Here is a 22,616-nt window from a genome sequence, read left to right on the forward strand (position 1 = left end):
ACACCATCAGCCCGAGCAGGATGGCGGCGAGGGCCGCACCGTCGAGGTCGACCAGGGCGAAGCTCAGTACCAGCGCCGGGCCGGGCCGCCGCTACGGGACCGGCTGCGGCTGGGTGACGCAGTGGATGCCGCCCCCGCCGAGGCCGAGGTAGTCGATGTTCAGCTGCTCCACGACCCGGCCGGGGAAGAGCGACTGGAGCTTCGCCTTCGCCGCGGCGTCGGCCCGGGAGTCCCCGAACTGGGCGGCGATCACCGCGCCGTTGCAGACGTAGTAGTTGGCGTAGGAGCCGACGAACGCGGGGTCGCTCTGCCGGATCCTGTAGTAGTCGGGGCCGCCGAGCTTGGTGGCCTGGATCCGGACGCCGCGGGCGTCGGTCGCCGCGGACAGCACGTTGTACTGGTTGACCTCGTCCTTGGTCCAGACGTCCGACGGGTCGTCCGTGGCGTTCGGCTGCTGGACCAGGCCCTTGCCCGGCGCCAGGAAGCGCGAGGTGGCGTCGACGTGGTCGCCGGTGATGTCCTGCCCGGCGACCCCGGTGAACCAGATCACCCGGGAGGCTCCGTACGCGGCCTTCATCGCGGTCTCGGCCCCGGCCTGCGTCATGCCCGGGTTGCGGTTGGAGACGAGGATGCTGCTCTTGGTGGCCATCAGCGTGCCCGCGCCGTCGGTCTCGATGGCGCCGCCCTCGCCGACCAGGCCGGCTGCGGTGAACGGCACCCCGACGTGGGCGGCGACCCGCGCGGCGACCTTGCCGTCGTTGGTGGAGGTCTGGTTGCCGCCCCAGCCGTTGAAGTTGAGGCCGATCGCGTCCAGGCCGCCGAGCCCGTCGGTGCGGAAGACGGGGCCGGAGTCGCGCATCCAGCAGTCGTTGACCGGGATGGTGGTGAGGACGGTGACGTCGGCGCCCGGGCAGGCCCGCCGGGCGGCCGCGGCCGAGGCCGGGTTGGCGCACAGGTGGACGGGCTCGTACCTGGCGATGGTGTTGACGACGAGCGCGATGTCGGCCTGGATCTGCGCGAGCGAGGGCGTGGTGCCGCCCCGGCGGCCGCCCCGGCGGCCGGTCCAGATGGTGGCGTCGTCCGGCCAGGCCATCCAGGTCCGGGTGTGCGCCACCGTGTCGATCGGCACCGCGAAGGTGCCGGCGGCCGGGGAGGCCGCGGCGGCACGGCCGTGGGCCGCCAGGGCGGTGCCCGCCGTGACCAGCCCGGCCGCCACCAGGAAGTTCCTTCGCCCCAGCGCGGACGGCACTCTGCCCGACGAGACGGGCGGTTCACTGTGACCGTTCATCTCTCGGCCTCCTGTTCTGACTGTCCGTGGCTCTTCCACGTGATGGCCATGACCGTAAAACTGACCAAGCGCTCGGTCAATACTTTTGGCAGAGCCGGCCCGGGCGGTCCTGGTCCCCGTCGACGCTCCGTCACGACCGCGAGATCGCTAGAGTTTCCGGATGGCTACGCGCGCTGAAGATCCCCAGCCGGACGCCCCGGCGGCCCGGACGTCCGCGAACGGCACCGGTACGGGCAGCGGTACGGGTGCCGGTCCCGGCGGCGGCACGGGCGCCGGCGCGCGGCGGCCGCGCGCCTCGGCGAAGGGCGAGCAGACCCGGGCGCGCCTGCTCGCCGCCGCCCGCGAACTGCTCGCCGGGGACGGCTCGGTGCCCTTCACCACCCGCAACGTGGCCGCCCTCGGCGGGGTCACCCACGGCATGTGCCACTACCACTTCCAGAACCGCACCGACCTGATCGTCGCGGTGGTCGAGAGCATCCGCCCGGAGTGGATCACCCCGCTGGAGGAGGCCGTCGCCGGCCCGGGGACGTTCACCGAACGGGCCGAACGGGTCGTCACGATGCTGGCGCAGCCCGAGGCCGGCGATCTGTCACGGCTGCACTCCGCGCTGCACTGGTTCGCGGTCGGCGACGAGCGGGTGCGGGAGGCCCTGGAGGCCGAGTACCGGCGCTGGCGGGCCTGCTTCGTCGCGCTGTTCCAGGTCCTGGCGGACGAGCGCGGCGACGGCTTCGACCCCCGGCCGCTGGGCGAGGCGGCGGCGGCCGGGACGGACGGGCTCGCCGCGATCCAGTCCCTCGGCGCGGAGGTCGACCCGGCGCCGGTGATGCGGGCGCTCGTCCTCGGGCTCGCCGCCGGAGCGGGCGCGCGCTGAGCACCGGCCGCCGCCGCGGTGCCCCGGATCACGGGGAGGACGGGGCGGCGGAGGCACCGGCGGCCTCGGGCTGCTGCTGGGTGGAGCAGTGGATGCCCCCGCCCCCGGCGGCGATGGCGTTGATGCCCACCGGGACGATCTCGCGCCCGGGGTGCAGGTCGGCCAGGATGCCGGCCGCACGGTCGTCGGAGGCCTTGTCGCCGAACCGCGGCATGATGACGGCCCCGTTGACCACGTAGTAGTTGAGGTAGGTGGCCAGGAAGTCCTTCCCCGGGTCCGGTGCCCCGCTGAGGTCGGGCTCGACGAGGTCCACGATCCGCAGCCGGCGGCCCGTCGCGTCGGTGGTCGCGTGGAGCACCTCCAGCGCCTGGTCGGAGGCGCGCGACCAGGTGTCCGGCGGGGTGTCCGGGCCGGGCCGGTGGATGACGACCACGCCGGGCTCGGCGAACCTGGCGAGGGCGTCGACGTGGCAGTCGGTGATGTCCTGCCCGGCCACGCCGGTGAACCAGATGACCTTCCGGACCCCGAAGAGGTCCTTCATCGCGGCCTCGATCTGGTCCCGGCTCTTCCCGGGGTTGCGGTTCTCGTTGACCCAGGAGCTCTCGGTGGCCATCAGGGTGCCCTCGCCGTCGACCTCGATCCCGCCGCCCTCGCCGGTAATCGGCGCCTGGACGCGCCGGATGCCGTAGTGGTCGAGGAGCCTGCGGGCGACCTGGCTGTCCTCGGTGTGGGTCTGCTTGTTCCCCCAGCCGTTGAAGTCGAGGTCGATGCCGGCCAGGCCGCCCGGTCCGGTGACGAAGGTCGGGCCGGTGTCGCGGGCCCACAGGTCGTCGACCGCGAGGTCGATCACCTCCACGCTCGAACCGCACAGCTGCCGGGCCTGGGCGCTCTGGTCCGGCCGGGCCATCAGCACCACCGGTTCGAAGCGGGCCACGGCCTGCGCGACCTGCGCGATGTCCGCGCGGACGGCGGGCAGTCGGTCTCCCCACACCTCCTCCAGGGCCGGCCAGGCCATGAACGTCCTGGTGTGCGGCCGCGACTCGGCCGGCATGGCGTACGAGGACGGCGCCGCCGTGGTCGGCCCGGCCCCCGGACTCGCGGCTCCGCTCGCGCCCGCCGACGACGGTTCGGCCCCGTCGGACGGCTCCGCGTCGGAGCCGCAGGCTTCCAGCAGGGCGAGCGCGGTGGCGGCCGCCCCCGAGCGCAGCACGGCCCGGCGGGACGGGAAGGGTTCTCTCACGGCTGGTCCCCTTGTTCACGCGAATACACCCCGAAACGGGCGATATCCGACAGTAGAGGCGGCCGGGGGCGCGCCGGTGAACCCGCGCGCCGCCGATCGGGCGATTCGGCGCGCGGGGTGGCCGAGCGCGCGTCGGGAGCGGGTCCGGACCGCCGCCGTGGGGGCGTCGACGGTCCGGACCCGGGTACGGGGCCGCCGCGGGCGCTACAGCGCGCGGCGGGCGGCGGCGATGGACCGCGGGTCCCACCCCGGCCTGGGCACCGAGTCCAGCAGCAGCCGGGTGTAGGGGTGGGCGGGCCGGGCCAGGACCTCGGCGGTCCGGCCGGACTCGACGACCCGCCCGTGCCGCATCACGATGACGTCGTCGGTGACCGACCGGACGACGCCGAGGTCGTGGGTGATGAACAGGTAGCCGATGCCCGTCCCCTCCCGGATGTCGGCGAGCAGGTTGAGGATCTGCGCCTGGACGGAGACGTCGAGCGCGGCCACCGCCTCGTCCAGGACGAGCACCGCCGGCTCGACCGCCAGCGCCCGGGCGATCGCGACGCGCTGGCGCTGGCCGCCGGAGAGCTGCCGGGGCAGGGCCCCGGCCTCTCGTTCGCCGAGGCCGACCTGCTCCAGGAGTTCGGCGATCCGGCGGGGGTGGTCCCCGTCGGGGAAGTGCAGCCGGAGCGTCTCGCGCAGCACGCCGCCGACGGTGGTGCGCGGGTCCAGCGACAGGTACGGGTCCTGGAAAACCATCTGCACCTCGCGGGCCCGCGCGAGCCGGTGGGCCCGGCCGCGCCGGTGCTCGGTGCGGTCCCGGCGGTGGACCAGCACCCGGCCGGAGTCCGCCCGTTCCAGGCCGACCACGATCCGGGCGGTGGTCGTCTTGCCGGAGCCGGACTCGCCGACGACGCCCAGCGAGCCGCCCTCGGCCAGGGTGAAGGAGACGTTGTCGACGGCCCGCACGGCGCCGTAGGCGCGGTGCAGGCCGACCACCTCCAGGATCGTCTCCGGCATCGGCGGCACTCCCTTCGAACGGGCCGCGACCCCCGGGTCCGGGCTACGCATCGGCGTTCCCCTCCCCCGTCCGGTCGCTGTGGTGGCAGGCGGTGCGGCGGTCCGGCTCGGACCCGACCGGCAGCAGCTCGGGCGCCTCCCGCCGGCACAGGTCCGTCGCGAGCGGGCAGCGCGGCGCGAACGGGCAGCCCGTCAGCTCGTCCCGCAGGCTGGGCGGCCGACCCTCGATGGCGGCGAGCCGGCCCCGGGGGGCGTCGAGCCGCGGGGTCGAGGCGAGTAGCGCGGTCGTGTAGGGGTGCCGGGGCCGCTCGAACAGGGCCTCGGCCGGGCCCGTCTCGACGATCCGCCCCGCGTACATCACGTAGACGCGGTCGCTGATGGCGGCGGCCAGGCCCAGGTCGTGGGTGACGAAGAGCAGGCCGGTGCCGAACCGCTCCTGGAGGTCGGCCAGCAGCGCGACCACCTCGGCCTGGGAGGTGACGTCCAGGGCGGTGGTGGGCTCGTCGGCGAGGAGCAGCGCCGGGTCGCCCATCAGGGCGGCGGCGATCATGACCCGTTGGAGCATGCCGCCGGACACCTGGCCCGGGTAGCGGTCCAGGACGGCGGCGGGAAGGCCGACCGCGTCCAGCATCTCGACGGCCCGCGCGGTGGCGGCCTCGGCGGAGAGCCGGCCGCTGAGCCGCACGCTCTCGGTGAGGAAGTCGCCGAGGCGGCGCAGCGGGTTGATGGCCGCCCGCGGGTCCTGGAAGATCATCGCGGCGGTGCCGGTCCGCAGCCGCCGCACCTGGTCGGGCGTCATGGCGAGGACGTCGTCGCCGTCCACCCGTACGGTGCCCTCGGTGGTGGCTCCGGCGGGGAGCAGGCCGAGGACGCTGCGGGAGGTGAGGCTCTTCCCGGAGCCGGACTCCCCCACCAGGGCGACCGTCTCGCCGGCGTCCACGGCGAGGTCGACGCCGGCGAGGACGGGCCGGGCGGTGCGGGGCAGGCGCAGGCGGTAGCCCCGGATGTCGAGGGTGGTCATCGGTCCCTCCTGGCGACCTGGTCGGCCCAGCGCTCACCGACGACGTTGAAGGCGACGACCGTCAGCACGATCGCGACGCACGGCAGGACCGCCGACAGCGGGTAGCCGTGCTGGACGGCGGACTGGCCGTCGAAGACCATCCGGCCCCAGTCCGGGGTCAGCGCGGGGACGCCGAGACCGAGGAAGGAGAGGCCGGCCAGGTCGATCAGGGCGTAGCCGAAGTTGATGGTGGACTGCGCCAGGACGACCGGGGCGATGCCGGGGATGACGTGGCGCAGGCAGATCTGCGGGCCGGAGTGGCCCTGGACCTGGTAGGCCTCCACGTAGGGGCGGGCGCGTTCGGCGAGGACGAGCGAGCGGGTGAGCCGGCTGACGTAGGGCAGGTAGGCGATGGCGAGCGCGATGACCGGGGCGATCAGCCCTTCGCCGTAGACGGAGACGATCAGGATCGCCAGCAGCATCCCCGGGAAGGCGAAGACGAGTTCGGTGCTGCGGGAGAGCACCGAGTCCAGCCAGCCGCCGCGCCAGGCGGCGGCGGTGCCGACGGCCACGCCGGCCAGGGTGGAGAAGGCGACCACGCCGAGCGGTCCGAGCAGCGACGTCCGGGCGCCGGTGACCAGGCGGGAGAGGGTGTCCCGGCCGGAGGCGTCGACGCCGAGCGGGTGGTCGCCGGAGGGTCCGGCGAGGGCGTTGCCGAGGTCGACGGCGTTCGGGTCGGCGGGGGCGACCCACGGCGCGAGGACGGCGGCCAGCACGACCAGCGCGACGAAGCCGAGGCAGAGCAGCTGGAGCGGTGCGCGGGCGGTGCGCAGCCGGCCGAGGCCGGGCCGGCGCAGCAGGGTGTCGGTCATCCGGCGGCCTTCCTCGCTCCGAGGGTGACCTGGTGGTCGACCAGCGGGTGCAGCAGGTCGACCACCAGGTTCACCGCCATGAACAGCCCGACCATGATCAGGGAGATCGCCTGCACGGTGGGGAAGTCCTTGGTGGTGGTGGACAGTTCGAGGAGTTGGCCGATGCCGCCGACGCTGAACGCGGTCTCCACTAGGACGGTGCAGACCAGCAGCGTGGAAACGATCAGCCCGCCGGTGGTCAGCACCGTGCCGAGGGCGTTGCGGAAGACGTGCCGGCGGATCACCTGGTGCTCGGTGACGCCCCGGCTGCGGGCGACGGTCACGTGCTCCTGGCCGAGCACGTCGAGCATCGCGGCCCGGGTGACCCGGGCGAGCATGCCGATCAGGTAGCACGCGAGGGCGAGCGCGGGCAGGGCCAGGTGCCAGAGCATCGAGCCGAGGCCGTCGCCGGTCCCGCCGGAGGGGAACCAGCCCAGCTTCACCGCGAAGAGGCCCTGGAGCAGGACGGCCGCGACGAAGGACGGGGTGCCGACCGCGACGGTGGTGGTGACGAGGATGGCCGAGTCGGTGCGGCCGCCCCGGACGGCGCCGGTCCAGCCGAGCAGCAGACCGACGAGGACGACCAGGACCAGCGCCATCACGACCAGCAGCAGGGTGGCGGGCAGCCGGTCGGCGAGCAGCCGGGAGACGTCGGTGCGGTAGGTGATCGAGCGCCCGAAGTCGCCGTGCAGGATCTGCCCGGCCCAGCGCAGGTACTGCAGCAGGAACGGGTCGTCCAGGTGGTACTGGGCGTTGATCGCGGCCAGCGCCTCCGGGGAGGCCGAGCGGCCGGCGAGCAGGAAGCTCGCCGGGCTGCCCGGCGCGAGGTACATCGCCCCGAAGATCACGAATGAGGCGGCGGCCAGGGTGGCGGCCATCTCGGCCAGCCGTCTGGCGGCGAATCTCAGGAAACTCACCGGGCCGCCCCCACAGCGGCCGCCCACGGGTGGTACAGGTACGAGATGGTGGTGGGCGCGCCGGTGATCCGCTTGTTGAGGAACACCGCGGTGGGCCACTCCGCGACGGGTATCCAGAGCAGCTGCTCGGAGGCGGTCTTCTGGAGCTGGGCCGCCAGGGTGAACCGCTCGGTGGGGTCGGTGGCGGCAGTGGCCTTCTTGACCAGGTCGTCGTAGCCGGGATCGCTGTAGGAGGCGAAGTTCTGGTAGGCGCCGGTCCGGAAGTTGGACAGCAGGTCCAGCGGGTCGGTGATGGAGTCGTAGTAGGTCTCCGGGAAGAGGTCGATGCCCTCGCGTGCCTTCGGGTCGGTGAACAGCGCGGTGAAGGCGTTCGGCGCGATGGTCTTCAGCCGGATGTCGAGGCCGATCTTCGCGCCCGCCGCCTGGACGGCGGTGGCGAGCAGCGAGACGTCCTGGCCGATCGGGCTGGTGGCGACGGTGAGGGTCTTCCCGGTGGCGCCGGCCTCCTTGACCAGCGCCTTGGCCCGGGCGAGGTCGGGCGCGGTGGGGGTGAGCCCCTCGAACGCCTCGGTGCGCAGGTGCTCGGGGGCGGCCGCCCAGGCGGCCCGGGTGGTCAGCGAGCCGGTCACGCTGCCGGCCCCGCCGAGACCGGTCCGGACGAAGCCGGCCCGGTCCAGGGCGAGCGAGAGCGCCTGGCGGACCCGGACGTCGCCGAGCGCGCCCTGCATGTTGGTGACGTTGAGGTTGACGGTGCTGAGGCCCTCGCCGAAGTAGAGCGTGCCCGCGCCGCCGGTGCGCAGCCGCTCGTAGCTCTCGGTGGGGATCAGGTAGCCGCCGTCGGCCTCGCCGCTGAGCATGGCGTTGACGCGGGCCGAGGGGTCGGTGAGGAAGCGGAAGAGCGCCTTGGCCGACTTGGCCCTGGTGCCCCAGTAGTCGTCGAAGCGCTGGAGCTCGATCGACTGGCCCTTGGTCCAGGTCCCGAGCTTGAACGGACCGGTGCAGGCGAGGCTGCCGGTGGTGCCGTAGTCCTTGCCCGCCGCCTCGATCCCCGCCTGCGAGGCGACCACGCCGGCGGCGGTGGCCATGTACTGGTTGAACTGCGAGTCGGGCTGGGTGAGCTTGACGGTGACCTGGAGCGGACCGGTCCTGGTGACGGTGCTGACGTTCTGGAACTGCTGCGCCCAGGCGGCCGCGTTGTCGGGGTTCATCTGCCGGCCGAGGCTGTACACGACGTCGTCGGCGGTCATCACCGCGCCGTCGTGGAAGCGCACGTTCGGGCGCAGGTCGTAGACCCAGGTGGTCGGGTCGGGGCTGGTGGCCTTCTCCGCCAGGCCCGGCTCCAGGGTCAGCTGCGGGGTCCACCGCATCAGACTCTCGCAGACGTTGGACAGCACGGTGTTCTGCGGGTAGTCGAAGGCGGAGACGTAGTCCAGCGTGGGCGGTTCGGCGTAGACGGCCCAGGTGAAGGAGTCCAGGCCGCCCTGGGCGGGCGGGGTGCCGTCGGACAGCCGGTAGGCCGTGCCGCCGTCGGTGCCGCCGGTCTTCGGCGGGCCGGAGCAGGCGGTGGCGAGGGTGAAGGTGGCGAGGGTGGCCGCGGCCAGGGCGGCGGCCGGGAGGGTGCGGCGGCGGCGCGCGGACCTGCGGGGTCCGGGCCGGTCCTGGGGGTCAGGCATGAGGGTGGCTCTCTTCCGTGCGGGACGGGTGGCGGGGGGCGCCGGACCGGCGGGCCCGCGTACGGGCGGGGTGCGGGCCCGCGGTCCGGTCGGGAGGAGGTGACGGGCCGGTCACCCGGCCGGGCGGGCCGCCGGCACCTGCTGGGTGATGCAGTGGACACCGCCGCCGCCGAAGGCGATGACCCGGGAGCGCACCCCGACGACCTTGCGGCCGGGCAGGGCGGCGGCGATCACCGCGAGGGCCTCCTCGTCCTGCGGCACGCCCGCGGTCGGCACGACGACGCCGCCGTTGGCGATGTAGAAGTTGAGGTAGCCGACCTCGGTCTCCTTGCCGTCGACCTCGACGAAGGCGCTCTGCGGCAGGTCGACGATCTCCAGCTTGCGGCCCCTGGCGTCGACGGCCGCCTCCAGGACGGCCCGGTTGTCGCGCATCCGCCGGTAGTCGGGGTGCTTCGGGTCGTCGGGGAGCTGGACGACGACCTTGCCCGGGGCCACGAAGGCGCAGACGCCGTCGACGTGGCCGTCGGTCTCGGTGTCCAGCAGGCCGCCGTAGGGCAGCCAGATCACCGTGCTGACCCCGAGCTTGGCCATCAGCTCGGCCTCGATCTCGGCCTTGCTCAGGCCGGGGTTGCGGTTGGGGTGGAGCAGGCACTGCTCGGTGGTGATCAGGGTGCCCTCGCCGTCGACGGTGACGGCCCCGCCCTCCAGGATCATCCGGGAGTCGATCCGCTCGACGCCCAGCTTCTCCAGCAGGACGCCGGCGATCCGGTCGTCGGTGTCGTACGGGTGGTGCTTGCGACCCCAGGCGTTGAAGCGGAAGTCCACGCCGGCGCGCTCGCCGTCGGGGCCGAGCACGAAGATCGGGCCCGAGTCGCGGAACCACGAGTCGTCGAGGGGCAGTTCGACGACCTCGATACCCTCCCCGCACAGGGTGCGCGCCTCCTCGCCCTGCCCCGGGCAGGCGACCATCGTCACCGGCTCGAACTCGGCGATCGCCCGGGCCACCCCGGCGTACTCCCGCCTCGCCTCGTCCAGGGTCTCGCCCCAGAGCTCGGCCCTGGTGGGCCAGGCCATCAGACAGCCCTCGTGCTCGGTCCACTCGGCGGGCATGCGGAAACTCACGATGGAACTCTTCTCTGCTCGTACGTTCGGTCGGTGGGGAAGCCCCCGCCGGGGCGAGGCTGGTGGCGCCGGGCGGGAGGAGCGGGCCGCCTCAGAGGATGTCGGGCACGGCCGGCTGGGACTGCGTGGAGCAGTGGATGCCGCCTCCGCCGCTCGCGATGGCGTCGATGTCGACCTGGACGATCCGGCGGTCGGGGTAGGCGGCCTGGAGGATCGCGTACGCGAGGCCGTCGGCGTAGCCCTCGCCGAACTGCGGGACGAGGACGGCGCCGTTGACGGTGTAGTAGTTGGTGTAGCTGGACAGGAATTCCTTGCCGCGGCCGCGGATCAGGGTGCGGTCCGGGCCGGGGAGTTCGGTGATCCGCAGCCGCCGGCCGCGGGCGTCGGTGGCGTTCCGCAGCACCCGCTTGGCCTCGTCGTAGACGGCGACCCAGCGGGCGTCCGCGCCCGGGCCGGGCTGGTCCAGCAGGACCTCGCCGGGGGCGGTGAAGCGGGCCAGGCAGTCGATGTGGCAGTCGGTGATGTCCTGCCCGGCCAGGCCCGGGACCCAGATGACCTTGTCCATGCCCAGCGTCGTCCGCAGCTCCTGCTCGACCTGGTCCTTGGACTTGCCCGGGTTGCGGTTCGGGTTGACCAGCGAGCTGACGGTGGCCAGCAGGGTGCCCTGGCCGTCGGTCTCCAGCGAGCCGCCCTCACCGGTGAACGGGGCCCGGATCCGATCGATGCCGTAGGCGTCGAGGAGGGTCACGGCGGCCGTGGCGTCCTTGTCGAACGGCTGGTAGTAGGGCGTGCCGGTCTTGCCCCAGCCGTTGAAGTTGGTGTCGACACCGGCGATCGCGCCGGGCGCGACGACGAAGGTCGGCCCGAAGTCGCGGATCCACAGGTCGTCGTTGGCGATCTCCTGGACCTCGATCGCGTAGTAGGCCCCGGAGCCGCAGTGGTAGCGGGCGTCGGCAGCCTGCCCGGGGCGGGCCAGGACCACCACGGGCTCGAAGCGGGAGATCTGGCGGGCCAGGTCCGCGATGTTCCGGCGGACGGCGGACAGCTGGTTCTGCCAGACCGAGAACAGTGCGGGCCAGGCCAGGAAGGTCCGGGTGTGGCGGTCGGTCTCGGCCGGCATCCGCAGCACCGGCCCGGCCTGCGGGGCGGCGGCCGCGCGGGCGCTCATCGGGAGCGCCGCACCGAGGGCCGCCAGGGGGAGGGCCGCGCCGCCCGCCCTGAGCAGGCTGCGCCGGGTGGGGGAAAGCGTGCTCGGGGTGTTCATGGGGCTCCCTGGAGGGATGGGGAGGTGAGAGTGACCACATCCTGGACCGAACTGAAAGTTCAGTCAATATTTTGGCGCAAAGGACTTCGCCAGGTTCGACCGCGGCCCGAAATGTCGGCTCCGTGCGAGGACGCACCGCTACGCAGCGCCGCCCGGCAGCCACTTTGAGGCCGTCGAACGCCGACCGTGCCCGCGTCCTGAAATTGTGATCAGGAAGTGGGTCCGAAAGTGGAACCGTACGAGTAGAGTGATGATCCGTGTCAGACCGTCGAACAGAGATCGTCAGAGCCGCCACCCGCGTGATCGCGCGACGCGGCGTACGCGGGCTGCGGGTGGGGGAACTGGCATCCGAGGCCGGCGTGTCCACCGCGCTGATCTACTACCACTTCACCGACCGGGCCGGGATCCTCCGCGAGACCCTGGCGTTCATCGGCGAACGGGCCGACCGCTACACCGCGGAGCCCGACCCGGAGAACGCCGCCCGGGGCCATCGGGCGCAGCAGAGCCCCCGGTCGGAGCTGGAGCAGGCCCTGCTGCTGGAGCTCCAGAACTCCGCCGAGGTGCGTGAGAACAGCACCGCCTGGGGCGAGTTGAGGGCCAGTGCGGTGTTCGAGTCCAGCCTGCGCGACGACCTCGCCCGGGCCACCCACACCTGGGTGCACGAGATCGCCGAACTGCTCGGCCGCGCCCACCCTGCCGGCACCGCGCCCGCCCACGCCGCCTCCGCGGAACGGCTCACCGCCCTGCTGGAGGGGCTCAGCGTCCGCTGGCTGAGCGGCTCGCTGCCGCTCGACCGCGCCCGCACGCTGCTCGGCGAGGCGGTCGACGCGGAGATGGCGGGCTGCCGACCGGTCGGCATCCGACCCTGACCGAATGATCGGTCAGGGTCGGCGAGACGGGTCGGGCCGGTGAAGAGCGAGGACCGGCCGGCTCAGTCGGTCGGCTTGCCGGGCTGGTCGTGGGTGGAGCAGTGGATCCCGCCGCCGCCGGAGGCGATGTTGTCGATCTTCACCGGGACGATGTCGCGGCCGGGGAAGTGGTCGCGCAGGATCTGCTGGGCCCGGTCGTCCGCCTTGGCATCACCGAAGCGCGGCAGGAACAGCGACTTGTTGGCCACGTAGAAGTTGATGTACGAGGAGACGAACGCGTCACCGCGCCCGGCGATCCGGTCCGGGTCGGGCTGCGGCAGGTCGATCACCTTTAGCGACTTGCCGTGGGCATCGGTGGCGCCCGTGAGCACCTCGCGCGCCTGGGCGGCGGAGCGCGACCAGACGTCGGCGGGCGCGCCGGGGAACGGCTGGTCCAGCAGGACGACCCCGGGCTCCGCGAACCGCACCAGGCAGTCCACGTGCGCGTCGGTGATGTCCTGGTCGCGCACGCCGGCGAACCAGATCACCTTGGTCACCCCGAGGGCCTTCTTGAGCTCGGCCTCGATCTCGTCCCGGCTCTTGCCCGGGTTGCGGCGCTGGTTGACCACCGAGCTCTCGGTGACCATCAGGGTGCCCTGGCCGTCGGTCTCGAAGGAGCCGCCCTCCGCGACGACCGGCGTGCGGACCCGTTCGATCCCGTACGTGCCGAGGACGGCGGCGGCCAGCGCCGTGTCGTTGCCGTGCTCCTTCTGCTTGTCGCCCCAGCCGCTGAAGTTGAAGTCGACGCCCTTCGGCGTGCCGCCGTCCTCGACGAAGACCGGCACGGTGTCCCGCGCCCACAGGTCGTCCACCGGCAGCGGGACGACCTCGACGTCCTTGCCGCAGGCGTTCTGCGCCGCGTCCACCTGCGCGGGGCGGGCGAACATCACCACCGGCTCGTAGCCGCCGACGGCGCGGGCCAGCCGCGCGATGTCGGCCCGGACGTCGGGGAGCTGGTCCCCCCAGATCCCGGTCGACGCCGGCCAGGCCATGAACGTGCGGGCGTGGCTCTCCCACTCCGCGCCGAACCTGCGCCCGGCCGGCGCCGGCGGCCCACCCGGCGCGGGCGGCGCGGACGTCTCCGGGGCCGGCGGCTCGGCAGAGCCGGCGGGCGTCGGCCGCTCCGGTTCGTCCGACGGGGCGGCGCAGGCCGCGGCGCCGAGGGTCAGCAGACCGGCGCCCGCCGCGGCACGCAGCATCGTGCGGCGGGACGGGACGGCGTGGGAGGTGCGGGAGGGGGGCGGCTTGGGCACGGGGAACTCCGACTGGACGAGGGTGGAGGACTGCGGAACGTGGGGCCGGGGCCGCTGCTAGGGGAGCGGTTCCTGCATCGTGGAGCAGTGGATGCCGCCGCCCCCGGCCATCAGGCGGTCGACGTCGAGCTGGACGACCGCGCGCCCGGGGAACGCCTCGGCGAGGGTGCGGCGGGCGGCCTCGTCCTTGGACACGTCGCCGAACTGGGCGGCGATCACCGCGCCGTTGACGACGTGGAAGTTGAGGTAGGAGTCGACGAACTTCGGGTCGCGCGAGCGGACGGTGTCGGGGCCGTCGACCCGGATCACCTGGAGCCGGCGGCCCCGGGCGTCGGTGGCCCGGGAGAGGATGTCGAACTGCTCGCGGGCGTCCCGGGCCCAGACGTCGCTCCGGTCCGCCGGGGGCAGCTGCACCAGGACGACGCCGGGCCGGACGAACCGGGAGGTGACGTCGATGTGGTCGTCGGTGATGTCCTTGCCCTTGATCCCGGGGACCCAGATCATCCGGTCCGCGCCGTACACCTCCAGCACGGCCTCCTCGATCTCGTCCCGGCTCATGCCCCGGTTGCGGTTCTTGTTGACCAGGCTGCTCTCGGTGGCCAGCAGGGTGCCGTCGCCGTCCGTCTCGACCGACCCGCCCTCACCGACGAACTCCGCGTAGCAGAAGGGGAGTCGGAGCATCTCGGCGATGCCGCGGGCGACCTCGGCGTCGTCCCGGTGGGTCTGCTTGTTCCCCCAGCCGTTGAAGTTGAGGCCGACCGCGTCGAGCCGCCCGCGGCCGTCGCGGCGGAACACCGGGGCGGTGTCCCGCATCCAGAGGTCGTCGGTGGGGACGGCGTCGGTCACCGTGACGGCGGGGCCGCAGGCGGACCGGGCCTCCTGGACGCTGTAGCCGTCCGGGGCGCACATGACCACCGGCTCGAAGCGGGCGATCGTCCGCGCGATCAGCGCGATGTCCTGCTGGACACCCGCCAGCTGCCGGCCCCAGACGGACTTGCGGGACGGCCACGACATCCAGGTGCGGGCGTGCGGGACGTCGTCGCGGTCCACCCACCACCGCGGGAGCCCCGCCTCGGCGTGGTCGGTCCGCCCTGCCTCCGGGACGGGACCGCGCGGGGGCTCCGCTCCGAAGAGTCGGCCGAACAGGGAACGGCCGTCGCCCTGGGTGTCGCTCATGCGGATCTCCAGAATCAAGTATTGCCCACCGGGTGACCGGTGGCCTTGCCGTGGGCGGTCGGGCCGTCGTACCCGGCGCCACGGCCCCACTCTCGCACTGACTGAAAATTCAGTCAAGAACACGGGCATGGGTGTGCCCCCGCCGAGTGGGGACCGCTCCCCGGGCGCGAACAGGTCCGGTCCGGGCCGTCGAGGCCGGTCCGGACCTCGGCGCCTAACGGCGCAGCCGCTCCAGCTCGATGTCGATCGCGCCGCTCATCAGCTCACGCGCGTGCTCCCCCGGCAGGCTGCCACTGAGCCACCGGACGCTGAGCCCCTCCATGAGCGCGGTCAGCCGCTCGGCGGAACTCGCCAGCGCGGCGGCCCCGTTCATCGGTCGCACCTTGCCCAGCAGGTCGGCGACCTCCTGCACCCAGACCAGCGTCGCGCGGGCCAGGTCCTCCTGCAGGTCCGGGTCGAACACCGCGCTCGCCCGCAGCTCGCCCCAGGCCGTGCTGTTCTCCCGCACCTCGGGGGTGTCCTGGAGCTCCAGCAGCAGGGTCTGCTCCAGCTCACCCCGGGCGTCCAGCGGCGGGGCGTCCGGGGCGCGCTCGGTCGTGTAGCGACCGGCCCGGTCGTTGATGAACTCCAACGTCGCCCGGAGGATCCCCGCGCGGTCCTTGAAGTGGTAGTAGATCAGCGCGGTGGACACGCCGGCTTCGGACGCCAGCTCCTCCACCCGCAGCCCGCGGACACCGCGCCGGGCGATGACCCGCGCGGCCGCTTCCATGATCAAGGTTCGACGGTCAGCCACGAGGGATCATCCTACCGGGAGGTCCGCCCGGCGGATGCCTCCCGACCCGAACCTGACTGAAACTACAGTCGGGGCTATGATCCGGTGCGATCCCGGACACCGGCGTAGCGGTGGGCCCTCCCACCGGGCCGGCGCAGCCACCCTCACTCGATCCGCCTCACTCGATCCGCTGGGAGCCAGCATGACCGCAGAGCCCTTCGGCGCCCCGTCGCCCACGGCGTTCCAGGCGCTGTCCCCGGACGACCCCCGCGAGGTCGGCGGCTACCGCCTCTGCGCACGGCTGGGCGCGGGCGGCATGGGCCGCGTCTACCTCGCCTACACGCCCGGCGGGCGCCCAGTGGCGCTCAAGGTCGTCCGGCCCGAACTCGCCGAGGACCCGGAGTTCCGGCACCGTTTCACTCAGGAGGTGGCCAGCGCGCGGCGCATCCACGGCCTCTACACGGCCCAGGTGGTCGACGCCGGCACCGACGCCGCCGCGCCCTGGCTGGCCACCGCCTTCGTCCCCGGCCCCTCGCTCCAGCAGGTCGTCCAGCAGCACGGCCCGCTGCCCGAGCGGACCGTCGTCCTGCTCCTGGCCGGGATCGCCGAGGCCCTCCAGGTGATCCACGCCGCCGGAGTCGTCCACCGCGACCTCAAGCCCGCCAACGTGCTGATCGCCGCCGACGGCCCCCGCGTCATCGACTTCGGCATCGCCCGCGCCGCCGACGCCAGCTCGCTGACCGGCACCGGCCTGCGGATCGGCTCCCCCGGCTTCATGGCCCCCGAGCAGGTCCTCGGGCTGGCCGCCACCCCGGCCACCGACGTCTTCGCGCTCGGCGCCCTGATCGCCTTCGTCGGCTCCGGCACCCCGCCCTTCGGCGACGGCCCCGAGCCGGCCTCGCTCTACCGGGCGGTGCACGAGGAGCCGGACCTCTCCCGGCTGCCGGAGGGGCTGCACGACCTGGTCCGGGGCTGCCTCGCCAAGGACCCGGAGCACCGGCCGGACACCACCCGGCTGATCGAGGCCGCCCGCGACCACCCGGCCACCGGCGGCGAGCTGCGCCTCTCCGACGACTGGCTGCCCCAGCGGGTCAGCACCGCGCTCCACCGCCACACCGACCTGCCGACCACGCCCCACCGGGCCGCGCCCGGTCCGGACCTCGCGGCGGCCGCGGCACCGACCGCCGTGGTCCGGCCGGACGCGCCGCAGACCCGGCTGCAGCCGGCCTCCACCGGACGCCGGGCGGTGCGCGGCGCACGCCGCGGCGCCCGTACCGCGCTGCTGACCACCGCGGCCCTGCTGGTCGGCGCCGCCGGGGCGTTCCTGCTGCTCGACCCCGGGTACCTCGACGACCTGGACGACCAGAGCGTCGCCGCCACCGGCAGCGCGCCGCCGCCGGCACCGGCCGCCGCGGCGCCGACCACTCCCCCGCCGACCCCCTCGACCACTGCCTCGGCCGCTCCGGAGCCGACCACGCTCCCCGGCTTCACCGCCGTCTACACCGGCCTGGAACTCACCTCCCCCGACCACTCCTACGAGTTCGACCTCAGGACCGGGAAGGTCGCCGCCCAGGACACCTCCACCTGGTACCTGGGCCGCCACGCCGGCGAGTTCTACGTCCCGGAGGACAGCGACGCCTACGTCGCCCCGACCGATCGGCTGACCCTGCCCGACTGCGTCAAGGGCATCGAGACCCAGCCCGCCGCCACGCTGTCCTTCGGCGCCGTGCGCACCGACCGCGCGTTCTGCGTCCGCGCCCGGGGCGGCCGGGACATCGCCCTCGTCCGGGCGCTCGCCACCGGTTCGGACGACGCGCCGGTCAGGGTCTCCGTCACCTACTACCGCCGCTCCGCCTGACCCGCGGGGCCGGGCCCGGCGGCCCTTCCCGTCACCCGGCCCTGCGCGTCACCCGGCCGACCCGAGCACGACCGGGTCCCGGGCGAGGTCGGCCAGCAGGGCGTCCAGCTTCGCCCGGTCGACCGAGGGCATCACGAAGACGTGCACGTAGCTGCGGCGGGTGGTCTCGTCGCCCGGGACCATCAGCACGTCCTGGGAGGACAGCGACCACTTCGCCACCAGCTCGGGGCTCGGCTTGCGGAACCGCACGGTGACCGCGCCCGGGGTGCGGGCCGGCCAGAGTTCGACGCCCGTCTCCCGCTCGATCCCCCGCAGCCGCCGCTCCAGGTACCCGGCCAGCTCCTGGGCCCGGCGTATCCGGTCCACCTGGTCCTGGTAGGAGTGCCGGGACAGGTGGTCCCAGATGACCAGCGGGGAGAAGCCGTTGCGGGAGCCCGCGAAGGTGGTGTCCGGCGCGCCGATGTACTCCGGCTGGGACGGCGGCGAGATCTGGTACTTGACCTTCGTCATGTAGATGCCGCAGGGCCAGGGCGCGCCGGGCCACTTGTGGCCGCTCATCGCGATCGAGGAGACCATGTCCAGCTCGCCGTGCTCCCGGGTGGGCAGCCTCAGGCCGAAGTCGTACTCGGGCAGCTCGACGTCGGGGGTCCAGCCGTACGCCGGGTCCTGGTTGGCCAGCCGCAGGAACGGCGCGTAGCCGGCGCCGAGCGCGCCGTCCACGTGGATCCAGAAGCCCCGGCGCAGGTCGACCAGCAGCTCCCCGGTCCGCGGGTCCGTGCCGTAGACCACCTGGCGCTCGACCAGGCCGTACCGCTCGAAGATCGGCAGCAGCCGCTCGCAGACCTGCCGGACGTCGTCGTGGGCGCCCTTGAAGGTGCTGCCGAGGTTGAGGTTCACGAAGACCGGGTGCCCGTTCGCGGCGAAGAACTCGACCAGCACCGCGAGGGCGTCGACGTCGATCTCGCCCGGGCCGTCCCAGGAGTGGCCCGAGGGGCCGGGGCGGGAGGGCACCTCGGTGGGCCACTCGCGGCGCCCCGTGGCGGGGTCGACCAGCGGGCACCGGTCCGCGTACTTCTCCAGGCCCACGGCGTGGAAGGTCTCGACACCCAGCACCCGCACCGCCTTGGCGAAGGAGTAGTGGGTGTCCTCGGAGTAGAAGGCCACCGGCCGGTGCGCGTTCGGGTTGTCCCGGTCGGGCGCGGCCTGCACGTACCGCAGGGCGTCGAACGGGGCCGTCGGCGGCTGGATCAGCGCCTTGCCGCTCAGGTAGTCCCGGGCGTTCCAGAGCGCGTACATGTTGCCCTCGGTCGAGCCCATCGAGAGCATGTAGCCCCAGTAGGACTCGGGGTCGGCGGGGTCGTGCGGCCGCTCGGCGTTCCACAGGGCCGCGTAGTAGTCGAGCACCGCGCGCTCGACCACCTTGGTGTTCGGCTTGTAGCCGCCGCTCTGGAACGGGTCGCCGAGGTTGTTGATGTTGTTCGGCATGAACCGGGCCAGGTCCAGTGCGCAGCCCTGCATGTCCTGGGTGGCCTGGTAGCCCACCAGGTGCCGGCGCTTGCGGGTCAGGTACTCGTCCACGGTGTCCAGGGCGCGCAGGCGCCGGTCGTCGTCCAGCCCGCCGGTGGGGAGCACGAAGTCGCGGCCGTCCAGCTCCGCCCCCGGGTCGACGGCGGTCGCGGCGGCGAAGGTGGCGGTCGGGCTCATGGGCGCGGCACTCCAGGGGTGTTGGTGTGGGGGGCGACGTGGGGGTCGCGGTGGGGGCCGCACAGGGTCGCCGCGGGCCGTCCACCGGCGGGGAAACGCCGCAGGGGCGTTCGACGCTCGCGGTCAGGATGGAACTTCCCGGCGCCCGGGGGAAGTTCCTCCGCACAAGATTCGGTGGCACGGCCCGAGATCTTGCGGATCGGCGGAAACAGCTGGAATCCTGCCCGGCATGCCGAACATTCCACCGCCCCGCAGAGCGCCCGTCGACGACGTGGACCGGGCCATCCTGCGCGTCCTCTCCGACCACGCCCGGCTGCCCAACAACGCGCTCGCCGATGCGGTGGGCATCGCCCCCTCCACCTGTCTGGCCAGGGTCCGCGCCCTCCAGGAGCGCGGGATCATCCGGGGCTTCCGGGCCGACGTCGACCCCGCCGCGATCGGCCTGCCGCTGCAGGCGATGATCTCCGTCCGGCTGCGCGCCCACACCCGGGAGCAGAACGAGAGCTTCCGCGGCACCGCCCCCGACCTGCCCGGCGTCCTGGCGGTGTTCCACATGGCGGGGTCCGACGACTACCTGCTGCACGTCGGCGTCGCCGGGCCCGAGGGCCTGCGCGACTTCGTGGTGGACCACCTCACCACCCACCCGGCGGTGGCGCAGACCCGGACCAACCTGATCTTCGAGCAGATAGCCGGCCGCCGCTACCTCGGCGACCCGCTCCCGTCGACCGGCTGAGCGGCCGAGCCCCGGCGAGCGGCGGACCGGCCGGTCCGCCGGAGCAGCGGGGTACCGGGGTGCCCGGGCCCCGCCGGTGCGGCACGTCCGGCCGAATCGGAGGAGCATCGAGTGCGGGGGCGACCGCGGCGGCCGCGACCGCCGGTGCGGCGGCACTCGGCGCGGTCGGCCGGGCACGAGGAGGAAGGCCATGATCGTCGACTGCGCGCACTACCGCGACGGACGCCGCCAGCACGAGGGCCCCATGCCGCTGGAGGAGGCGGCCGCGCGCTGCGCGCAGGGCGGGTTCGTCTGGCTGGGCCTGTTCGAACCGGCCCCCGAGGAGCTGGCCACCGTGCGCGAGGGCTTCGGACTGCACGAACTCGCCGTCGAGGACGCCCAGGCCCACCACCTGCGGCCCAAGGCCGAGCGGTACGAGGACGGCACCGAACTGATCATCCTGCGCACCGCGCGCTACGACGACGACCGCGAGGAGGTCGACTCCGGCGAGATCAGCGTCTTCCTCGCCGAGCACTTCGTGATCACCGTCCGCCAGGGCATCGCCAGCGAGCTGGCCGGCGCCCGCAACCGGCTCGAACGCAGCCCCGAACTGCTGCGGACCGGCAGCGCCTCGACCCTGTGGGCGATCCTCGACCAGGTGGTCGACAGCTACGCGCCCGTCGTCACCGAACTCGAACGCGACATCGAGGAGATCGAGGCCACGGTGTTCTCCGGCACGGTCGCCCCGACCGAACGGATCTACTTCCTGCGCCGCGAGGCCACCGACTTCTACCGGGTCGTCCACCCCCTGCTCGCCGTGCTCGCCCGGCGGCTCCAGCCCGGCCGGTCGGCGCCCGAACTGCTGCCGTACTTCCGGGACGTGCACGACCACCTGCTGCTGGTCAACGAGGAGGTCGCCGCCCAGCGCGACCTGCTGGCCACCGTCCTGGAGGCGAACATCGCGGTGATCTCCGTCGAGCAGAACCGGATCAACCTCCGGCAGACCGCCACCATGGAGCGGCTCACCATCGTCGCGACCGTCTTCCTCCCGCTGTCCTTCGTGGTCGGCTTCTTCGGCCAGAACTTCGGCTGGCTGGTCGACCACATCGGCAGCCTCGCCGCGTTCGTCGCGCTCAACGTCGGCGGCCTGCTGCTGCCGTGCCTGCTGCTGTACATCTGGCTGCGCCGGCGGCGCGCCCGCCCGGCACCCCCGGTCCCGGGGGCGAACAGCGCCGTCCGGCACACCCCGAGAGCCCCGATGGGGTAGGGCAGCCCACCGCCCGCGGCGGATACCGGCCATCTGACGCGCGGCCTGTTCCCCACCCGCCTGCCGAGGCGTAGCGTGACCGCGTGAACGCGGACCCGCTCTCCCGGCACGACGTCGTGATCGTCGGCGGCGGCCACAACGCCCTGGTGGCGGCGGCCTATCTGGCCCGGGCCGGCCTCCGGGTGCTGGTGCTCGAACGGCTGGCGCAGGTGGGCGGGGCGGCGGTGTCGGCCCGGGCGTTCGCGGGCGTGGACGCCCGGCTGTCGCGCTACTCGTACCTGGTGAGCCTGCTGCCGCGCCGGGTCGTCCGGGACCTCGGGCTCCGGCTGGACCTGCGGCGGCGCCGGATCTCCTCCTACACGCCCACCGTCCGGGACGGCCAGCCGACCGGTCTGCTGGTGGACGCCGCCGACCCCGCCCGGACCGCGGCGTCCTTCCGGGCGCTGACCGGTGACCCGCGCGAGTGGGAGGCCTGGCAGAGCTTCTACGCGGCGACCGGGAAGCTCGCCGAGCGGGTGTTCCCGACGCTCACCGAGCCGCTGCCCGCCCGGGCCGGGCTGCGCCGGCGGGTCGCGGACGACGCCGTCTGGGAGTCGTTCTTCGAACGCCCGCTGGGCGAGACTATCGAGCGGACCTTCACCGACGACCTGGTCCGCGGCGTGGTGCTGACGGACGCGCTGATCGGCACCTTCACCCACGCCCACGACCCCTCGCTGCTGCAGAACCGCTGCTTCCTGTACCACGTGATCGGCAACGGGACGGGCGACTGGGACGTCCCGGTCGGCGGGATGGGCGCGGTGACGGGCGCGCTGGCCGAGGCGGCGCTGGCGGCCGGCGCGGAGATCCGGACCGGCTGCGAGGTCACCGCCGTCGCCACCGACGGCACCGGAGAGGCCGAGGTGTCCTACCGCCACCGGGGCGGCGAGGCCACCGCGGTGGGCCGCCGGGTCCTGGCGAACGCCGCCCCGGCCGTCCTGGCCCGGCTGCTGGGCGAGGACCCCGGGCCCGCCCCGGAGGGCGCCCAGCTGAAGGTCAACATGGTGCTGCGCCGGCTGCCACGGCTCCGGGACCCGGCCGCGGATCCCCGCGACGCCTTCGCGGGGACCTTCCACATCGCCGAGGGGTACCGGCAGTTGGAGACGGCCCACGCCGAGGCGTCGGCCGGCCGGATGCCCTCGATGCCGCCGTCGGAGATCTACTGCCACACCCTCACCGACCCGTCGATCCTCGGGCCCGAGGCGCTCCGGCAGGGGCTCCAGACGCTCACCCTGTTCGGACTGCACATGCCCGCGCGGCTGTTCACCGACCCGGCGGCCAAGGAGCTCGCGCTCGCGGCGAGCCTGGCCCGGCTCGACGAGGTGCTGGCCGAGCCGCTCGCCGACTGCCTGGCCACCGACGCCGCCGGGCGGCCGTGCGTGGAGGTCAGGACGCCGCTGGACCTGGAGCGGGAGGTCGGCCTGCCGGGCGGTCACATCTTCCACCGGGACCTCGCGTTCCCCTACGCGACCGGGGAGCTGGACGGCGCCGCCGCCCGCTGGGGCGTGGCGACGGCGCACCCGAACGTGCTGCTGTGCGGCGCGGGGGCGGTCCGCGGCGGCGGCGTCAGCGGCATCCCCGGCCACAACGCGGCCCAGGCCGTCCTGGAGGACCTCGGGCCGTAGCCGCCGAACGGCCGCCG

At 73.8% G+C, this 22,616-nt stretch carries 19 protein-coding genes; 6 read left to right on the forward strand and 13 right to left on the reverse strand.

What is annotated here, in order from left to right; translation table 11 throughout:
- Positions 1 to 91: 91 nt before the first annotated feature.
- Entirely contained in the window at positions 92 to 1,288 is a 1,197-nt protein-coding gene (locus ABZ495_RS23895) for an agmatine deiminase family protein (protein WP_359837918.1), read from the reverse strand.
- A 160-nt stretch (positions 1,289 to 1,448) separates the two neighbouring features.
- Between ABZ495_RS23895 and ABZ495_RS23900 the strand changes: the two genes are divergently transcribed.
- Positions 1,449 to 2,159 (forward strand): TetR/AcrR family transcriptional regulator, encoded by a 711-nt coding sequence (locus tag ABZ495_RS23900; RefSeq protein ID WP_359837920.1) that lies wholly within the window; start codon positions 1,449 to 1,451, stop codon positions 2,157 to 2,159.
- Positions 2,160 to 2,187: 28 nt separating this feature from the next.
- Here ABZ495_RS23900 and ABZ495_RS23905 read toward each other — a convergent pair whose 3' ends face one another.
- From ABZ495_RS23905 to ABZ495_RS23940, 8 genes are all read right to left on the reverse strand, one after another.
- Positions 2,188 to 3,399: an agmatine deiminase family protein gene (locus tag ABZ495_RS23905; RefSeq protein ID WP_359837922.1), complete on the reverse strand. Its 1,212-nt coding sequence runs from the start codon at positions 3,397 to 3,399 to the stop codon at positions 2,188 to 2,190.
- A 204-nt stretch (positions 3,400 to 3,603) separates the two neighbouring features.
- On the reverse strand, positions 3,604 to 4,401 hold the full coding sequence (locus tag ABZ495_RS23910) for an ABC transporter ATP-binding protein (RefSeq protein ID WP_359837924.1): 798 nt from the start codon (positions 4,399 to 4,401) through the stop codon (positions 3,604 to 3,606).
- Between the two features lie 43 nt (positions 4,402 to 4,444).
- Positions 4,445 to 5,422: an ABC transporter ATP-binding protein gene (locus tag ABZ495_RS23915; protein ID WP_359837926.1), complete on the reverse strand. Its 978-nt coding sequence runs from the start codon at positions 5,420 to 5,422 to the stop codon at positions 4,445 to 4,447.
- Entirely contained in the window at positions 5,419 to 6,273 is an 855-nt protein-coding gene (locus ABZ495_RS23920; protein WP_359837928.1) for an ABC transporter permease, read from the reverse strand. Before ABZ495_RS23920 ends, ABZ495_RS23915 begins: the two co-directional genes overlap by 4 nt.
- Positions 6,270 to 7,229: an ABC transporter permease gene (locus ABZ495_RS23925; RefSeq protein ID WP_359837930.1), complete on the reverse strand. Its 960-nt coding sequence runs from the start codon at positions 7,227 to 7,229 to the stop codon at positions 6,270 to 6,272. Before ABZ495_RS23925 ends, ABZ495_RS23920 begins: the two co-directional genes overlap by 4 nt.
- Complete coding sequence (locus ABZ495_RS23930) at positions 7,226 to 8,902, reverse strand: ABC transporter substrate-binding protein (protein WP_359837932.1); 1,677 nt, start codon at positions 8,900 to 8,902, stop codon at positions 7,226 to 7,228. The genes ABZ495_RS23925 and ABZ495_RS23930 overlap by 4 nt, the downstream gene beginning before the upstream one ends.
- A 111-nt stretch (positions 8,903 to 9,013) precedes the next feature.
- Positions 9,014 to 10,024: an agmatine deiminase family protein gene (locus ABZ495_RS23935; RefSeq protein ID WP_359837934.1), complete on the reverse strand. Its 1,011-nt coding sequence runs from the start codon at positions 10,022 to 10,024 to the stop codon at positions 9,014 to 9,016.
- Between the two features lie 91 nt (positions 10,025 to 10,115).
- Positions 10,116 to 11,288: an agmatine deiminase family protein gene (locus tag ABZ495_RS23940; RefSeq protein ID WP_359837935.1), complete on the reverse strand. Its 1,173-nt coding sequence runs from the start codon at positions 11,286 to 11,288 to the stop codon at positions 10,116 to 10,118.
- 257 nt (positions 11,289 to 11,545) lie between these two features.
- Between ABZ495_RS23940 and ABZ495_RS23945 the strand changes: the two genes are divergently transcribed.
- Positions 11,546 to 12,157 carry a TetR/AcrR family transcriptional regulator gene (locus ABZ495_RS23945; RefSeq protein ID WP_359837937.1) on the forward strand — a complete coding sequence of 204 codons (612 nt, stop codon included), beginning with the start codon at positions 11,546 to 11,548 and terminating at the stop codon, positions 12,155 to 12,157.
- Between the two features lie 62 nt (positions 12,158 to 12,219).
- On the opposite strand, the gene ABZ495_RS23950 is transcribed toward ABZ495_RS23945, so the two are convergent.
- From ABZ495_RS23950 to ABZ495_RS23960, 3 genes are all read right to left on the reverse strand, one after another.
- Positions 12,220 to 13,395, reverse strand: coding sequence for an agmatine deiminase family protein (locus ABZ495_RS23950; RefSeq protein ID WP_359838008.1), 1,176 nt, complete (start codon positions 13,393 to 13,395; stop codon positions 12,220 to 12,222).
- A gap of 111 nt (positions 13,396 to 13,506) precedes the next feature.
- A complete protein-coding gene (locus ABZ495_RS23955) occupies positions 13,507 to 14,625 on the reverse strand; it encodes an agmatine deiminase family protein (RefSeq protein ID WP_359837939.1) in 1,119 nt (372 codons plus the stop codon).
- A gap of 214 nt (positions 14,626 to 14,839) precedes the next feature.
- The gene (locus tag ABZ495_RS23960; protein ID WP_359837941.1) at positions 14,840 to 15,418 is read right to left on the reverse strand and encodes a TetR/AcrR family transcriptional regulator; all 579 of its coding nucleotides are present in this window, start codon (positions 15,416 to 15,418) and stop codon (positions 14,840 to 14,842) included.
- Positions 15,419 to 15,599: 181 nt separating this feature from the next.
- Here ABZ495_RS23960 and ABZ495_RS23965 point away from each other — a divergent pair, with 181 nt between their 5' ends.
- The gene (locus ABZ495_RS23965; RefSeq protein ID WP_359837942.1) at positions 15,600 to 17,255 is read left to right on the forward strand and encodes a serine/threonine-protein kinase; all 1,656 of its coding nucleotides are present in this window, start codon (positions 15,600 to 15,602) and stop codon (positions 17,253 to 17,255) included.
- 48 nt (positions 17,256 to 17,303) lie between these two features.
- On the opposite strand, the gene ABZ495_RS23970 is transcribed toward ABZ495_RS23965, so the two are convergent.
- Positions 17,304 to 18,959, reverse strand: a complete 1,656-nt coding sequence (locus tag ABZ495_RS23970) for a histidine decarboxylase (protein WP_359837944.1) — start codon at positions 18,957 to 18,959, stop codon at positions 17,304 to 17,306.
- Between the two features lie 229 nt (positions 18,960 to 19,188).
- On the opposite strand from ABZ495_RS23970, the gene ABZ495_RS23975 reads away from it, so the two are divergent.
- From ABZ495_RS23975 to ABZ495_RS23985, 3 genes are all read left to right on the forward strand, one after another.
- The gene (locus ABZ495_RS23975) at positions 19,189 to 19,692 is read left to right on the forward strand and encodes an Lrp/AsnC family transcriptional regulator (RefSeq protein WP_359837946.1); all 504 of its coding nucleotides are present in this window, start codon (positions 19,189 to 19,191) and stop codon (positions 19,690 to 19,692) included.
- A 190-nt stretch (positions 19,693 to 19,882) separates the two neighbouring features.
- Positions 19,883 to 20,938 carry a magnesium and cobalt transport protein CorA gene (locus ABZ495_RS23980; RefSeq protein WP_359837948.1) on the forward strand — a complete coding sequence of 352 codons (1,056 nt, stop codon included), beginning with the start codon at positions 19,883 to 19,885 and terminating at the stop codon, positions 20,936 to 20,938.
- 83 nt (positions 20,939 to 21,021) lie between these two features.
- Complete coding sequence (locus ABZ495_RS23985; protein WP_359837950.1) at positions 21,022 to 22,599, forward strand: NAD(P)/FAD-dependent oxidoreductase; 1,578 nt, start codon at positions 21,022 to 21,024, stop codon at positions 22,597 to 22,599.
- Positions 22,600 to 22,616 lie beyond the last annotated feature (17 nt).

The organism is Kitasatospora sp. NPDC005748, assembly GCF_040630735.1.
In the GTDB taxonomy this organism is placed as follows: domain Bacteria; phylum Actinomycetota; class Actinomycetes; order Streptomycetales; family Streptomycetaceae; genus Kitasatospora.

Bases quoted from the DNA above. Each gene is read 5' to 3' on its own strand.
- ABZ495_RS23895 (WP_359837918.1), bottom strand. From the start codon at position 1,288: ATGAACGGTCACAGTGAACCGCCCGTCTCGTCGGGCAGAGTGCCGTCC.
- ABZ495_RS23900 (WP_359837920.1), top strand. From the start codon at position 1,449: ATGGCTACGCGCGCTGAAGATCCCCAGCCGGACGCCCCGGCGGCCCGG.
- ABZ495_RS23910 (WP_359837924.1), bottom strand. From the start codon at position 4,401: ATGCCGGAGACGATCCTGGAGGTGGTCGGCCTGCACCGCGCCTACGGC.
- ABZ495_RS23915 (WP_359837926.1), bottom strand. From the start codon at position 5,422: ATGACCACCCTCGACATCCGGGGCTACCGCCTGCGCCTGCCCCGCACC.
- ABZ495_RS23920 (WP_359837928.1), bottom strand. From the start codon at position 6,273: ATGACCGACACCCTGCTGCGCCGGCCCGGCCTCGGCCGGCTGCGCACC.
- ABZ495_RS23930 (WP_359837932.1), bottom strand. From the start codon at position 8,902: ATGCCTGACCCCCAGGACCGGCCCGGACCCCGCAGGTCCGCGCGCCGC.
- ABZ495_RS23940 (WP_359837935.1), bottom strand. From the start codon at position 11,288: ATGAACACCCCGAGCACGCTTTCCCCCACCCGGCGCAGCCTGCTCAGG.
- ABZ495_RS23950 (WP_359838008.1), bottom strand. From the start codon at position 13,395: ATGCTGCGTGCCGCGGCGGGCGCCGGTCTGCTGACCCTCGGCGCCGCG.
- ABZ495_RS23955 (WP_359837939.1), bottom strand. From the start codon at position 14,625: ATGAGCGACACCCAGGGCGACGGCCGTTCCCTGTTCGGCCGACTCTTC.
- ABZ495_RS23965 (WP_359837942.1), top strand. From the start codon at position 15,600: ATGACCGCAGAGCCCTTCGGCGCCCCGTCGCCCACGGCGTTCCAGGCG.
- ABZ495_RS23970 (WP_359837944.1), bottom strand. From the start codon at position 18,959: ATGAGCCCGACCGCCACCTTCGCCGCCGCGACCGCCGTCGACCCGGGG.
- ABZ495_RS23975 (WP_359837946.1), top strand. From the start codon at position 19,189: ATGCCGAACATTCCACCGCCCCGCAGAGCGCCCGTCGACGACGTGGAC.
- ABZ495_RS23980 (WP_359837948.1), top strand. From the start codon at position 19,883: ATGATCGTCGACTGCGCGCACTACCGCGACGGACGCCGCCAGCACGAG.